Origin of the sequence: Variovorax paradoxus (assembly GCF_000834655.1) — a bacterium.
Lineage (GTDB): Bacteria > Pseudomonadota > Gammaproteobacteria > Burkholderiales > Burkholderiaceae_C > Variovorax > Variovorax paradoxus_F.
This window is the reverse complement of record NZ_JXQQ01000016.1, coordinates 1-13843: the sequence shown is the minus strand read 5'-3', so window position 1 is coordinate 13843 and position 13843 is coordinate 1. Positions and strand designations below refer to the sequence as shown.

At 66.5% G+C, this 13843-nt stretch carries 18 protein-coding genes; 17 read left to right on the top strand and 1 reads right to left on the bottom strand.

Annotation, left to right across the window (positions count from 1 at the left end; translation table 11 throughout):
• Positions 1-162: 162 nt before the first annotated feature.
• From RT97_RS08095 to RT97_RS08035, 13 genes are all read left to right on the top strand, one after another.
• A complete protein-coding gene (locus RT97_RS08095) occupies positions 163-843 on the top strand; it encodes a nitroreductase (RefSeq protein ID WP_042578314.1) in 681 nt (226 codons plus the stop codon).
• 31 nt (positions 844-874) lie between these two features.
• Positions 875-1825, top strand: a complete 951-nt coding sequence (locus RT97_RS08090) for a ring-cleaving dioxygenase (RefSeq protein WP_042578276.1) — start codon at positions 875-877, stop codon at positions 1823-1825.
• A 59-nt stretch (positions 1826-1884) separates the two neighbouring features.
• Positions 1885-2514 carry an NAD(P)H:quinone oxidoreductase gene (wrbA, locus tag RT97_RS08085; protein WP_042578275.1) on the top strand — a complete coding sequence of 210 codons (630 nt, stop codon included), beginning with the start codon at positions 1885-1887 and terminating at the stop codon, positions 2512-2514.
• 112 nt (positions 2515-2626) lie between these two features.
• Positions 2627-3550 carry a LysR substrate-binding domain-containing protein gene (locus RT97_RS08080; RefSeq protein WP_042578274.1) on the top strand — a complete coding sequence of 308 codons (924 nt, stop codon included), beginning with the start codon at positions 2627-2629 and terminating at the stop codon, positions 3548-3550.
• 134 nt (positions 3551-3684) lie between these two features.
• Complete coding sequence (locus RT97_RS08075; RefSeq protein WP_042578273.1) at positions 3685-4803, top strand: iron-containing alcohol dehydrogenase; 1119 nt, start codon at positions 3685-3687, stop codon at positions 4801-4803.
• A gap of 299 nt (positions 4804-5102) precedes the next feature.
• On the top strand, positions 5103-5525 hold the full coding sequence (locus tag RT97_RS08070) for an acyloxyacyl hydrolase (protein WP_253278181.1): 423 nt from the start codon (positions 5103-5105) through the stop codon (positions 5523-5525).
• Between the two features lie 132 nt (positions 5526-5657).
• Positions 5658-6116: a carboxymuconolactone decarboxylase family protein gene (locus RT97_RS08065; protein ID WP_042578271.1), complete on the top strand. Its 459-nt coding sequence runs from the start codon at positions 5658-5660 to the stop codon at positions 6114-6116.
• 133 nt (positions 6117-6249) lie between these two features.
• The gene (locus RT97_RS08060) at positions 6250-7440 is read left to right on the top strand and encodes an MFS transporter (protein ID WP_042578270.1); all 1191 of its coding nucleotides are present in this window, start codon (positions 6250-6252) and stop codon (positions 7438-7440) included.
• Positions 7441-7688: 248 nt separating this feature from the next.
• Positions 7689-8048 (top strand): hypothetical protein, encoded by a 360-nt coding sequence (locus RT97_RS08055; protein WP_253278180.1) that lies wholly within the window; start codon positions 7689-7691, stop codon positions 8046-8048.
• A 31-nt stretch (positions 8049-8079) separates the two neighbouring features.
• The gene (locus RT97_RS08050; RefSeq protein WP_042578269.1) at positions 8080-8466 is read left to right on the top strand and encodes an OsmC family protein; all 387 of its coding nucleotides are present in this window, start codon (positions 8080-8082) and stop codon (positions 8464-8466) included.
• A 112-nt stretch (positions 8467-8578) separates the two neighbouring features.
• Positions 8579-8998, top strand: coding sequence for a cupin domain-containing protein (locus RT97_RS08045; protein WP_042578268.1), 420 nt, complete (start codon positions 8579-8581; stop codon positions 8996-8998).
• A 214-nt stretch (positions 8999-9212) separates the two neighbouring features.
• Positions 9213-10112 (top strand): glutathione S-transferase family protein, encoded by a 900-nt coding sequence (locus tag RT97_RS08040; RefSeq protein ID WP_042578267.1) that lies wholly within the window; start codon positions 9213-9215, stop codon positions 10110-10112.
• 73 nt (positions 10113-10185) lie between these two features.
• Positions 10186-10443: a ubiquitin carboxyl-terminal hydrolase 14 gene (locus RT97_RS08035; protein ID WP_042578266.1), complete on the top strand. Its 258-nt coding sequence runs from the start codon at positions 10186-10188 to the stop codon at positions 10441-10443.
• A gap of 120 nt (positions 10444-10563) precedes the next feature.
• Here the strand turns inward: RT97_RS08035 and RT97_RS08030 are convergent, their stop codons facing one another.
• On the bottom strand, positions 10564-10860 hold the full coding sequence (locus RT97_RS08030; RefSeq protein WP_042578265.1) for a hypothetical protein: 297 nt from the start codon (positions 10858-10860) through the stop codon (positions 10564-10566).
• A 286-nt stretch (positions 10861-11146) separates the two neighbouring features.
• Here RT97_RS08030 and RT97_RS08025 point away from each other — a divergent pair, with 286 nt between their 5' ends.
• The 4 genes from RT97_RS08025 to RT97_RS08010 all read left to right on the top strand — a co-directional run bounded on the left by RT97_RS08025 (position 11147) and on the right by RT97_RS08010 (position 13697).
• Positions 11147-11626 (top strand): carboxymuconolactone decarboxylase family protein, encoded by a 480-nt coding sequence (locus RT97_RS08025; RefSeq protein ID WP_042578264.1) that lies wholly within the window; start codon positions 11147-11149, stop codon positions 11624-11626.
• Between the two features lie 61 nt (positions 11627-11687).
• Positions 11688-12443: an SDR family oxidoreductase gene (locus tag RT97_RS08020; protein WP_042578263.1), complete on the top strand. Its 756-nt coding sequence runs from the start codon at positions 11688-11690 to the stop codon at positions 12441-12443.
• Positions 12444-12525: 82 nt separating this feature from the next.
• On the top strand, positions 12526-13107 hold the full coding sequence (locus RT97_RS08015) for a YceI family protein (protein ID WP_042578262.1): 582 nt from the start codon (positions 12526-12528) through the stop codon (positions 13105-13107).
• A gap of 38 nt (positions 13108-13145) precedes the next feature.
• On the top strand, positions 13146-13697 hold the full coding sequence (locus RT97_RS08010) for an Ohr family peroxiredoxin (RefSeq protein WP_042578261.1): 552 nt from the start codon (positions 13146-13148) through the stop codon (positions 13695-13697).
• The last annotated feature ends 146 nt before the right edge of the window (positions 13698-13843 follow it).

Here is a 13843-nt window from a genome sequence, read left to right as displayed (position 1 = left end):
CGATCGTTCGCGATTCCCGGACCGAGCGTGCAGGAATCGGGGTCTTCTCAGGCGCCGACGGCGTACCTACGATTTCCCTCGACTTCGCGGTATTCAGCTAATTCCAAAACCGAACTTTGAAAGAAGCCCATGTCAGCCAACCTACTGATGGAGATCCTGGAAATGAATTCGACACCCGCCATCGACGACCTCATCCGGGAGCGACGCAGCAAGCGCGGCTTTCTCGACCGCCCCGTTCCCCTGGACATGGTGAAGGACATCCTGTCGACGGCGAGCTATGCCCCCAGCTCGAGCAACACGCAGCCCTGGCGCTGCTATGTCGTGACCGGCGAAGCCCGCGACCGCGTCACCAAGGCGGCAGTGGCGGAATTCCGCGCCAACCATGCGACGCTGGCGCCGGAGTACCCCTTCTTTCCCCAACCGCTGCACGACCCGTACGTGAGCCGCTTCAACACCTTCCGCGGCCAGCTCGGCGATGCGCAAGGCGTGCACCGCAGCGACAAGACCGGACGCCTGCGCGACGTGGAGCGGCAGTTCCTGTTCTTCGATGCACCGGTGGGGATCATCTTCACGATGGACCGCCGCCTCGAATGGGCCAGCTTTCTCTGCTACGGCTGCTTCCTGCAGAACGTCATGCTGGCCGCCAAGGCGCGGGGCCTGGACACCTGCCCGCAGCAGATCTGGTCGCTGCAACACCACGTCTTGCGCGCGGAGCTCGGCATCCCGCAGGGCGAGATGGTGATCGCTGGCATGTCGATGGGCTGGGCCAACAACAGCATGCCGGAGAACTGCATGACCCTGCAGAAGCTGCCGCTCGAACATTTCGCTTCTTTCACTCACTAGCAGGCAACTGCATCCATACAAGGGCACTCACATGTCGATCATCAAGGGCTTTCACCACCTGACCGCCTGCGTCAGCGGCGCGCAGGAAGACGTGGACTTCTACGTCAAGCTGCTCGGCCAGAGTCTCGTCAAGAAAACGGTGCTGCTGGACGGCGAGGAGCCGGTCTACCACCTCTACTACGGCAACGCGCAGGGCGATGCGGGCACGCTGGTCACCTCGTTTCCCTTCAAGCAGAAAGGCGTGAAGGGGCGCCGCGGCTCGGGCCAGATCAAGGTCATCAACTACTCGGTGCCTGCGGGCTCGCTCGATTTCTGGCGCGAGCGCTTCAGCGCGCGCGGCGTGACCTTCGACGAGGCCGTCGTCGAGCGCTTCGGCGAGCAGCGCCAGCGCTTCCTCCATCCCTGCGGCATCGAGTTCGACCTGGTGGCTTCGGCGAACGACACGCGCCCGCCCTGCACGGCCGACGACATTCCGGTGGAGTTCGCGATCCGGGGCGTTCACAGCATCACGCTGTCGCTGCGCGAGGTCGATGAATCCATCATCTTCATGAAAGAGGCGCTGGACTTCCACTACGCCGGCCAATCCGGACCGCACCACCGCTTCGAGGCCGCCGACGGCAAGCCCGGCACCATCGTCGAATTCGTGCACGAACCGGACCGCCTGCAGGGCTCGTCGATCTACGGCGAAGGCACGATCCACCACGTGGCCTTCGCGGTGGACAGCGTCGAGCAGCAGATGCAGATCAAGGAAAAGCTGATGTCGATGGGCCACATCGACACCTCCGAATCGGTCAACCGCAATTACTTCCGCTCGATGTATTTCAAGATGCCGGGCGGCGTGATGTTCGAGGCGGCCACCACCGACATCGGCTTCGCCATCGACGAGGAGCCCGGCCATTTCGGCGCCGAGTTCCAGCTGCCGCCGTGGCTGCGCGACCGCAAGGACGAACTGCTCGCGCGCCTGGAACCCATCGCCGTCTGACGGACGGCGCGAGACCTCATTCCCCTTTCTTGCTTTCCGCATCCATACACAGGCAACCCATGTCCAAACCCAAGGTTCTCATCGCTTTCTATTCCCGCAACAGTTCAACCGAGCTTCTTGCCAAGGCCGTCGCGCAAGGCGCCATGGCCGAAGGCGCGGAAGTGCGGATTCGCCGCGCGCGGGAGTTCGTCGCGCCGGAGGTCATGCGCCAGGTGCCCGAGTGGGCCGAGCGCGCCAGCGAGATGAACGCCAAGTACGAAGCCCCGACCGAGGCCGATGCCGAATGGGCGGACGCCATCGTCTTCGGAACGCCGACGCGCTTCGGTTCCATCTCCGCGGAGCTCAAGGCCTACATCGACTCGCTCGGCGGCCTCTGGTTCCAGGGCAAGCTCAACGGCAAGGCCGGCTCGGTGTTCGGCTCGACCTCTTCCCGGCACGGCGGCAACGAGGCGACCTTGCTGTCGCTCTACGGCCCGATGGCGCACCTGGGCCTCATCATCGTGCCGCTCGGCTACGCCGATCCGGCGATGTTCGCTGCAGGCACGCCTTACGGCGCGACGCACGTCTCGAACAGGGACTCGGTGATGCCGGGTGCCGAGGACCTCGCCGTGGCAACGTACCAGGGCCGGCGCGTCGCCTCGGTCGCACGGTCGCTGCGCGTTGCGCAGCCGGAGGCGCAAGCAGCCTGAAAGGCCGGGACGCGGGGCGAAGAAGACATGGCGGGCCGCGGGCGGCTGGCGGTATCCTCGGCGCAGCCCTGTCGCTGCCACGCGGCCAGCCTGCTCTCTCACTAGGGTTCCGATGCTGGATCTGAAGGATGTCTTCTATTTCGTGCAAGTCGTCGACCGCGGAGGCTTCACCGCCGCCGGGTCGGCCCTTCGCCTTCCGAAGTCGACGCTGAGCCATCGCGTCCAGGAGCTCGAGGGCTACCTGGGTGTGCGGCTCCTCAACCGGACGTCCCGCCAGTTCGGCATGACCGACATCGGCAAGGAGTTCTACCAGTACGCGGTCGCGATGCTGCACAGCTCCGACGTCGCCGAAGAGGCGGTGCGCCAGCGCCTGGCCGAGCCCAGCGGCGTGATCCGGCTGACCACGGCCGTGGAGATCGCGCAGTTCGCGCTTCGCGAGATTCTTCCGGTCTTCATGAACCGGTATCCGAAGGTGCGCGTCGTGGAGATCGCGACCGACCGGTACGTGGACATCGTGGGCGAAGGTTTCGACCTCGCGATACGCGGGCACACGGCGTCGCTGCAGAACTCCACGCTGGTGCAGCGCGCGCTCGCCAACGTTCCCTGGTACCTGTTCGCAGGGCCCGGATACCTCGCGCAGATGGGGGTGCCCGAAAGTCCCGCGGACCTTGCGCAGCACGCGACCATCGCAATGGTGCGCAACGGGCCGCAGCAGTGGCTGCTGAAGGGGCCGCACGACGAGGAACTCGTCATGCCCATCGACCCGCGCTTCCAGAGCAACAACATGGTGGCGCTGAAGGAAGCGGCGTGCGCGAACCTGGGCATCGCCGCGCTGCCGGGCTACATCTGCCGCTCGGAGTTGAGGGACGGCACCTTGCGGCAACTGCTGCCCGACTGGTCGGCGGCGGACGCACGCATCTCGGCGCTGATCCCGTTTCGCACCGGGCTCCTTCCCGCAGTGCGTTCGCTGGTCGATTTTCTTGCCGTGGAGATGCCGGTCGTCACGGCATTCGACCACCCCCGCTCGTTCGAGTGAGTCGCCCCGCGCGGGGCGCGATCATCGGGCCGCATCGTCCACACGCATGGACGCTGCGTCTGGCAAAGAGCGGCTTGTGAGCACAAGGTGAAGGACCTATCTTTTCGGCCTTGACTTCCACAAGGCCGACCGAGATGAATCACTTGAATTGCTTGCCGCAGGATGGCGTTTTCTGGGGCCAGCACATCCTGCAGGGCGCCGTGGCCAGGCTGGGCGACCACGGCATCCATCGGCCGATCACGTTCACGGTCGAACCGCTGGAAAAGCTCTACCAAGGCTGCGTGCAGCCCAACCTGAAGCAGGCCGTGGGCAGCTTCATGGACTTGCCGGCGCACGTGCCGGACGTGGCGGTGCAAGGCGGCCTCGATGCCTGCCTACGCGCCGAGGCCGGGTCGATCGTGGCGCTGGGCGGCGGCTCGGTGCTCGACGCGGCCAAGGCGGTGTCCCACCTGCATCACGAGAAGACCGGGCGCTACCTGCCGATCGCGGCGCTGCCGACGACGCTCTCGGGTTCGGAGTTCTCCCACTACTTCGGCATCACCGAGACGGATGGCCCCGAGAAATTCAAGCGCAGCTACGCGGTGCGCGAGACCGTGCCCAAGGTCGTCGTGATCGACCCCGTGCTGGTGTTCGACACGCCGCGTGCGCTGCTGCTCTCCTCCGCGATCAAGGGCATGGACCACGCGGTGGAGGGCATGCGCAAGGTCACGAAGGAGCACCCGCACGCGATCATGGCGGCGAGCGGGCTGGAGCGGTTTCTCCAGGTCCTGCAGAAGTGGCCGCAGGCCATGACCACACGCGAGGCCCTGGACAAAGGGCTCGTCGCGCCCGAGGACCTGCTGCAACTGCAGCTGGCGGCCTGGCAGTGCTATTTCTCGCCGGCTTCGGTCATCTATGGCCTGAGCCACCGCATCGGCCACATCCTGGGCGGCACCTTCGGCCTGCCGCACAGCGCGACCTCCTGCATCACCCTGGCGCCCGTGATCCGCGCCTGCGCCGAGTTCTATGGCGACAAGCTCGCCATCTTCGGCGCGCGATCCGCCCAGCAGGATGCCGCGACGCAGCTGGCCGACCGCATCGCAGGCGTGGTCGCCTCGCTGGGCCTGCCGGACCGCATCGGTGCCTTCGACCTCGACAAGGCGCAGTTGCCGGAGGTGGCCCGGCTGTTGAAGAAGAACTACCCCAACGAGGTGGCCGACCTGGGCAACAACGCGAGCGTCAAGCTCGACGCGCTGCTCGAGAGCCTCTGGTAGACCGAGGGTGCGGGGCGGGAGGATGAAGGCCGCATTGCGGCCTGCTGCGCGACCAAAGGGAGGACGCCGGCTCTCTCTTCTGGCGCATTCGCTCCGGGCGAGGTCTTCCTACGCTTGGGTGGATGTCAAACGTCCTCTTCCATACGAACCACACCGCGCCCTCCCGCCGCGGACGCCAGGCCGCCGCGCTGCTCGGCATCGCAATCAGCCTGTCCTTCACCGGCCATGCCGCTGCGCAAGGGCTGACTCATCCCTCCTCTGCCTTCGTGCAATCCGGCTCCGCGCAAGGAACCAGAGTGTTGACCGTCGGCCTCGCCTGGGACCTGCCCTATCGCTGGAAGCTGGGGCCGGGCGAACTGGGCAGCTACCTGGAGGCCTCCTACGCGTACTGGCAGATCCAGTCGTCAGACCGGGCCGGGCTCTCGCACCTGTCGCAATTCGCGTTGATCCCGGCGCTTCGCTACCGCCCGGCGGACGGCGCTTCGCCGTGGTTCTTCGAGGCCGGGCTCGGGCTGACCGCCACCTCGTCGGTCTACAGGACGCGGCAGAAGAGCTTTTCGACGAGCTTCAACTTCGGCACGCACCTGGCGGTGGGCCGCAGCTTCGGCGAGCAGCGCCAGCACGAGGTCTCGCTGCGCCTGGAGCATTTTTCGAACGCGGGCATCAAGCATCCGAACCCGGGCGAGAACTTCGTCCAGATCCGATACGCCCACAGGTTCTAGCCGCACCGCGTACGGCCCGAAAGGGAGAGACCGGCGTCCGACGATCGGCCGATGGCACGACAGCACCTGCGGCGCAGAGTCTTCCTGTTCCTCCACCCATTCACGAACTCAAGAATTCATCAAGGAAACACCATGAGCTCTCCCCGCCTCCCCTGGACCCAGATCGCCCCGAAGCCCTACCAGGCCATGGCCAGCGTCGGCACGGCCATTTCCAAATCGACGCTGGGCGCGAAGCTCACCGAGCTGGTGGTCACGCGCGTCTCGCAGATCAACGGCTGCGCGTTCTGCCTGGACATGCACGCGCGCGAACTCCGGCGGCTCGGCGAGAGCTGGCAGCGCATCAACAGCATCGCGACCTGGCGCGAAGTGGACTTCTACGACAAGCGCGAACGCGCGGCGCTGGAGTGGGCGGAATCGCTCACGCGCATTGCCCAGCCGCACGGCGACCACGACAGTGCGTTCGAGGCGCTGAAGACGCAGTTCGACGACCAGGAGATCGTCGAGTTGAGCTGGGCCATCGCGAACATCAACGCGTGGAACCGCATGGCCATCGGCATGAAGGCGCCGCCGTCCGACCAGCCGTTGAACTGAGCGCGCTCACCCCTCCAGCCGCCGGCGCGCCAGACAGCGCGCCGGCGGCTTTTTCCATGGCCCTCTTCCCGGCATGCGAATCGGCGAACGCCGCCGCATTCATTGCCCGCACACCGCACCGCTCCGGACTTTCATGCGCCCTCCAGAAACCGACATTTCCCCGACCCGCGCCGCGCTCCTCATCGCCGGCATCCTGCTCATCGCGGCCAGCCTCAGGGCACCGATCACCGCGCTCGGCCCCTTGCTCGGGCCGGTCCGCGACAGCTTCGCGCTGAGCGCCTCGCAGGCCGGGCTGCTGACGACATTGCCGCTCCTCGCCTTCGCGCTGGTGTCGCCGATCGCGGCGCCCATCGCGCACAGGTTCGGCCTGGAGCGCGTGCTCTTCGCGTCGCTGGGCCTGCTGCTCGCCGGCATCGCCGTGCGCTCGATCGGCACCGTGTCGGCGCTCTATGCGGGAACCTGCGTGATCGGTGGCGCGATCGCCATCGCCAATGTCCTGCTGCCCAGTTTGCTCAAGAGGGACTTTCCGCACCATGTGGCCAGGCTCACCGCCTGCTATGCGCTGGCGATGATCTCCGCCGCAGGCATCGCCTCGGCCGTCGCGGTCCCGCTGGACCATGCGCTCGGCGCCGGATGGCCGGCCTCGCTGGCCACTGTCGCGGTGCTGCCGCTCGCCGCCGCGTTGGTGTGGCTGCCGCAACTGCGCTTTCGAACGGTTTCGGCGCCTGGCCTTTCGACGGGTGCGCCGGGCGCATCGGTGTGGAGGGCATCGCTGGCCTGGCAGGTCGCGGGGTACCTGGGCCTCACCTGCTTCATCTACTTCGCGGCGATCGCATGGCTGCCTTCGATCCTGCAGGAGGCCGGCTTCTCGAGCGCGCGCGCCGGCACGCTGCACGGATGGATGCAACTGGCAGGAGCCGTGCCGGCGCTGCTGCTGATGCCGCTCCTGCACCGCTTGTCCGACCAGCGCTGGATCGCGTTCGCATCGCCCGCCCTCAGCGCCTGCGGACTGGCAGGGCTGCTGCTCCTGCCCGCGCTGACACCGCTCTGGGTCTTCGCCTTCGGCATGGGCATGGGGTCCGCGTTGATCCTGAGCCTGGCCTTCGTGGGCCTGCGCGCCGGCAGCCAGCAGATCGCCGCGGCGCTGTCCGGCATGTCGCAGTGCATCGGCTACCTGCTGGCGGCCGTCGGCCCGACGCTGGTCGGTTTCCTCCACGAAGCCGCAGGGAACTGGACGATGCCGCTGGCAGCGTGCCTCGGGTTGTGCCTGGCGATGTGCGCGCTCGGGCTGTCGGTCGGACGGGCGGTGCATATCGGCCAGTGAGATCGGCCAGCGATACCCGCGGGTGATTGGTTCACCCGCGACAACACGGTGCGGCCCTGCGCAGGCCTACCGCCGCGATGCCTGGCTCCCTAGCATCGACCGTTCGCAAGCCTTTCTCGCAACGTCGCAACGCAGAGCCGGCCATCCCGCGAAAGCGCGGCGGCTCGCTTTCAACCCAACGGACATCCCATGAAGCCCCACCACTCGTCCCGCGCATGCTCCCTCGCCGCACCGATGGGGAGCCCGTCATGAGACTCTCGCTGGAATCCACTCTCCCGTCGCGCGAGCAGGGCTGTGCAACGTCGAGCGCCCTCGCCCGCTGGTACGCCGAGCATCCCACCGTGCGGCGCCTGTGGGCCATACGCCCCGTGGACGAAAGCATGCTGCGCGTCATCGTGATGCTGGAACCTTCGCTGGACGGCGACGAGATCAGCCCGGCCTGGATGGCGCACGGCAGCCGCTGGCTGCGCGACCTGCGCGAGCGGCTGGCCGGCGCCGTGCAGCTCGAACGCATCGACGGGCCGCTGCCCGACGAGTTCGAGATCGACGGCGAAGGCGTGGTTCTCTCGGCGCTGTGCTGGCGCGACTCGACGGCACTCGAAGCCTGAGCGCTTCGATCGCCTTCTTCGCCACCCCACCATGGCCCGGGCCATCGCGCGCATCGGACGCGACCATTACTGCACGCAGGTCGAGCTCGGCAGCGGCCACGCGCTCGTCGCGGACGAGCCCTCCTACCTCGGTGGCGAAGGCATGGGCGCTTCGCCCTACGAATTGCTGATCGCGGGCCTGGGCGCGTGCACCGCCATCACGCTGCGCATGTATGCGGACCTCAAGCGCTGGCCGCTCGAATCGGTGCGGGTCGACCTGCATCTTTCCCGCGAAGACAACGTGACGGTGATCCAGAGGTCGCTGCGCATCCACGGGCTCGACGATGCCCAGCGCGCGCGGCTGGCCGACATCGCCGAGCGGACGCCGGTGACCCTCACGCTCAAGTCCGGAATTCCGATCCGCACGCAACTGCTCTAGGCGCCAATGCGCGATTGGTGCTTCGCGGACAACACCGTGATCCGCCCCGCATGGCTACCGCGCCAGGACGCCCGATCCTACGATTCATCCACCGCACCAACGAAGGAAAAGCATGATCAAGATTGCAGGAGGCATCGGCCTCGCACTGATGTTCGCCGCAGGCGCGGCGATGGCGCAACACGCACCATCGCACGCCACGCCACAAGACGCCAAGGTAACGCCGCTCCTGACCAAGGAGATGAAAGACATCCCCGGCAAGGAAGTGCTGATGATCACGGTGGACTACCCGCCCGGCGCCGCCGACCCCGTGCACCGGCACGACGCCCACAGCTTCGTCTACGTGCTCGAAGGCTCGATCGTGATGGGCGTGAAGGGCGGCAAGGAAGTGACGCTCAAGCCCGGCGACACCTTCTACGAAGGCCCCGACGACATCCACACCGTGGGACGCAACGCGAGCAAGACCAAGCCTGCGAAGTTCGTGGTCATGCTCGTGAAGAACAAGGGTGCCGAGTTCTTCGTTCCGGTGAAGTGACCCACAGTTTGCCTTCCACCCGCCGCCACGAAGATGACGGGTGTCAGATCGCCGAGGCGGCTGTAATGAGGCGTGCACTTTCCACCCGTTCGTGCACGGGACAGACTCACGTCGGCGCGGTGTCCCCGCGTAAATCCGACCAGCAACACGGCGACGCGGCGGGTGGACGGCATCCCCTTGCTTCCTTCGAACGGAAGCGGACAGGACCCATGCAATGAAACTCTTCTACATGCCCGGCGCCAGTTCACTGGCAGACCACATCGTGCTCGAGTGGTCGGGCCAGCCGTACGAGACGGTCCGCATGGACCGCGGCAGCATCAAGACGCCGGAGTACCTGGCGCTCAACCCGACCGGCGTGGTTCCGATCCTCGTGGACGGCGACTTCACGCTGACCGAGAACGTCGCCATCCTCGGCTACCTCGCGGACCTGTACCCGCATCTGCAGCTGGCGGGCGACGGCTCGCCGCGCTCGCGGGCGGAGGTCATGCGCTGGCTGGGCTTTCTGAACTCCGATGTCAACAAGGCATTCAGGCCGATCTTCTTTCCCGAGCGCTACCTTCCCGACGATAGCGTGGCGGCGCAGCTTGCCGCCACGGCGCGCGGCCATGTGCGCGAATACCTCGGGCGGCTCGATGCGCAGCTCGAAGGCCGCGACTGGCTCACGGGCCGGCGCTCGATCGCGGACGCCTACCACTTCGTGATGCTGCGCTGGGCCATCGGTACCAAGGTCGGCCTGCACGGCTTCGAGAACCTCTCGGGGTTCGTGCGGCGGATGCATGCCGACGACGGCGTGCATGCCGCGCTCGTGATGGAGGAAGGCCTCGCGCCGCGCTCCGGGCGCGCGCACAGCGCACCCGACCAGCTGATGCGCCTGAACGAACGCATCCGCAACAACCTCGCCACCACGCTGAAGGCCGAAGTGCTCGGGACGGTGGCGTACAGCGAAGGCGACGGCCCCGAGCTCGAAGTGCGCCGCGGCCTCGTGGAAATCGAGATCGCGCGGATGGACACGGTGTTCAGCTGGCAGGACGAGAACTACCGCGCGCAGGCCGCCATTCCTTTCCGGAATTTCTCGCGCTACGTCAGCGACGGCGCGATCCTGCTCGATCTGTAGACGCGGGCACCAAAGGAGCAGACACCATGAAGATTTCCGTCCTCACCGCCCATCCGTGCACGGAGGTGCGCGCATGACAGCCGGCTGCACGCACCTGGACCAGATCCACCCCGTCGCGCCGGGCACCCAAGGCTGCGAGGAATGCCTGCGCTCGGGCGGCCGCTGGGTCCACCTGCGCATGTGCCTCGTCTGCGGCCACGTCGGCTGCTGCGATTCGTCGCAGGGCAAGCACGCGACCGGCCATTTCCACGAGACCGGCCACCCGGTCATTCAGTCCGCGGAGCCCGGCGAATCCTGGCGATGGTGCTATGTCGACCGGAAGTTCGTCTGAGCATCGGGTGCGATGCGGCCGCCCGCTCCGATCTTCCAACGCAGCGGCTGAGCCACATGCGACAAAGCCCGCCATTCACTGGCGGGCTTTTTGTTGAAGGGCATCGACAAGTCTGCAGCGTCACTCGGGCGTGCCGCCGGGAACGGGCTTGCGGCGGTTCGGCTTGCGCTCGTCGCGCGTCTGGTGGCGTTTCTCGCCGGCAACGGCCGCCACATCGGTCCCGACCGATCCGCCTTCGGCGGTCCTGGACGTGTCCCCCGAAGCCGGGGCGACCTTGCCCTGCGCCTTCGCCGCCACCTTGGCCTGCGCTCGCACCTGAGGCTTGCTGTCGGTGATGGCCTGTCGTTCCGACGATTGCGCGAAGACGCCCGTCGCTGCCAGAACGGCAGCCGTCATGACGGTGATGTGCTTGATCATTTGATTGGCTTTCCGAAAGTGAATGGAGGACGCCGCGTTGCCGCGAGCGTCAAAAAAATTCTAGGACGCCACCGCGCCGCATTTCACTTTCGACTGGTGCCATTTCGGAAACATGCCGAGCCCCCGAACGGATTGTTGCGCGATGGGCAACACCGTGAAGCCCCGTGCATGGCTACCCGCGACGACCGCCCGTACCTACGCTACCTGCTGTCTCCGCGATCTTCGCAAACGGACGACTCAGCCGCCTCTGAGTCCAGGCATCCGCCACCCATTCCAGGAGTTAGTCATGACCCAACGCGTCAACTATGTCGAGCAATCGCCCGAACTCTTCAAGAAGTTCGTCGAGTTCCTCAACGCCATCAAGGAAGGCGTCATCGAGGAGTCGATCCGCGACCTGGTGTCGATCCGCACCTCGCAACTCAACGGCTGCACGTTCTGTCTCGACATGCACGTCAAGCAAGCCAAGATCCACGGCGAGCGGGAGCTGCGCCTCTATCACCTGGCCGCGTGGCGCGACTCGACGCTGTTCATCCCGCGCGAACGTGCGGCACTGGCCTGGACCGAAGTGCTCACCAAGCTGCCCGAGCAAGGCGTGCCCGACGAGATCTACGAGCGCGTGCGCACGCAGCTGTCGGAGAAGGAAATCTCCGACCTCACTTTCCTCATCATGTCCACCAACGCATGGAGCCGCCTGAACATCGGCTTCAAGAGCGTGCCCGGCGCCTCCGACAAGGTCTTCGGCCTGGACAAGGCAAAGCTCGCCTGATCCGCGCAGCAGGCATCCGTTCCCTCACCCATCCGGCCCGCGGGCCACAAGGAAAACCATCATGAAGATCGTTGTCATCGGCGGCTCCGGCCTCATCGGCTCGAAGGTCGTCAACAAGCTTCGCGACGCCGGCCACGAGGTCGTCGCCGCATCGCCTGCATCGGGCGTCAACACCATCACCGGCGAAGGCCTGGCCGAAGCGCTGCAGGGCACGCAGGTGGTGCTGGACGTGGCGAACTCGCCTTCGTTCGAAGACAAGGCCGTGCTCGAATTCTTCGAGACCTCGGGCCGCAACCTGCTGGCCGCGGAGGCGGTGGCCGGCGTGAAGCACCACGTCGCGCTGTCGGTGGTCGGCACCGACCGGCTCTCCGAAAGCGGCTACTTCCGCGGCAAGATCGCGCAGGAAAAGCTCATCCGCGAATCGAAGATCCCCTACACCATCGTCCACTCGACGCAGTTCTTCGAGTTCCTGGGCGGCATCGCGCAATCGGGCACCGACGGCGACACGGTGCACCTCTCGCCTGCCTTCGTGCAGCCGATCGCATCGGACGACGTCGCGGCCGCCGTGGCCGACTACACCCTGGGCGCACCGGTGAACGGCGTGGTCGAGATCGCCGGCCCCGAGCGCGTTCGCCTGTCCGACCTGGTGCAGCGCTTTCTCGCCAAGACCAACGATCCGCGCAAGGTCGTGCAGGACGTGCATGCGCGTTATTTCGGCGCGGAGCTGAAGGACGACACGCTGGTGCCCGGCGCCAACCCGCGCATCGGCGCGCTCGGCTTCGACGCCTGGTTCGCGCTGCCCAAGCCGGCTCGCTGAAGCAACGCCCGCCCCCCCGGCCGCTCAGAAAGCGGCCGGGGGTTCTGCCGCAAGGCTCTCCTCTTGGAATCCTGGTGACCCCATGCCCGACAGTTCCGCAATCTCCACACTCGCCTCGACGAACCTGGCCGACGTCAGCCGCGGGCGCTACGTTCTCGACTCCGCACATTCGCAGGTGCTGTTCAGCGTGTCGCATTTCGGCATCTCGACCTATTTCGGCGAGTTCACCGCGCCCGGCGGCACGCTCGAACTTCCGCTGTCGCCCAACGACAGCGCCACGCGGCTCGCCGTGTCCGTGCCAGTGTCCAACGTGAAGACCACGAGCGGCATCCTGGACAACGAACTCAGGAGCCGCGACTGGCTGGATGCGGAGCGGTTTCCGTCGATCGCCTTCGACTTCGCGGCACCCCTTTCCCTGGCGGAGAACTCGTTCCAGGTGACCGGCGCACTCTCCCTGCATGGCGTGGCGCGCAGCTTCACGTTCGACGTCGACTTCGTCGGTGCCGGCGTGAATCCGGCCAAGCAGGTCTACACGATCGGCTTCGACATCCGGGGCCGCATTCGCCGCAGCGACTACGGCGTGACCGCCGCGCTCCCGATGATCGGCGACGAACTGCACCTCATCATCAGCGCGGCCTTCGAGCTCGAAGCCCCGGCCGCCTGAACGGGCCCTTCCCCGCCATCATCGAACAGAAGCCTGGAATGCCGACGCAGAACGACACAGCCACCGTCTTCGCAACCGAAGCCGCGCACGCGCAACCGGGTCCGTTGCAGCCCCCGCCCGTCACGCTGCTGGACAAGTACAAGGGGCAGGAATTCGAGGCGATCTATTCGACGGCCGTCACGGTGAGCGGCGGCGAGGCGGAACACGGGCGTGCCTCCGGCGTGGCGCGCTCCGAAGACGGCAACCTGAATGTCGACCTGCGGCTTCCCACCGAGCTCGGCGGTGGCGGCGGCGGAACCAATCCGGAGCAGCTCTTCGCGGCCGCCTATGCCGCGTGCTTCCATGGCGCGCTGAACCTGCTGGCTGCGAAAAGGAAGATCCCTGTTCACGACGCCACCGTGCAGGTGTCCGTCGCGTTCGGGCGCGATCCCGTCGACGGGCTCTTCATGCTCACCGCCGATGTCCGCGTCGATCTGCCCGACGTCGAGAAGGGCGTGGCCGAGGAGCTGGTGCGCAACACGGAAAGATTCTGTCCGTACGCGAAGATGGCCAGGAACGGCATCGCCAGCGTCGTTGCCCTGGCGGCCTAGGAACCCCACCCCACCGCGGCGCCCTTTCGCCGCCCCCCTCTCCGCGTTGAGAAAATTCCCATGAGCGATGCATTCGATACCCCGAAGAAAACCCCGCTGACCACCGCCTTCGGCGCGCCCGTGGTCGACAACCAGAACAGCCTCAC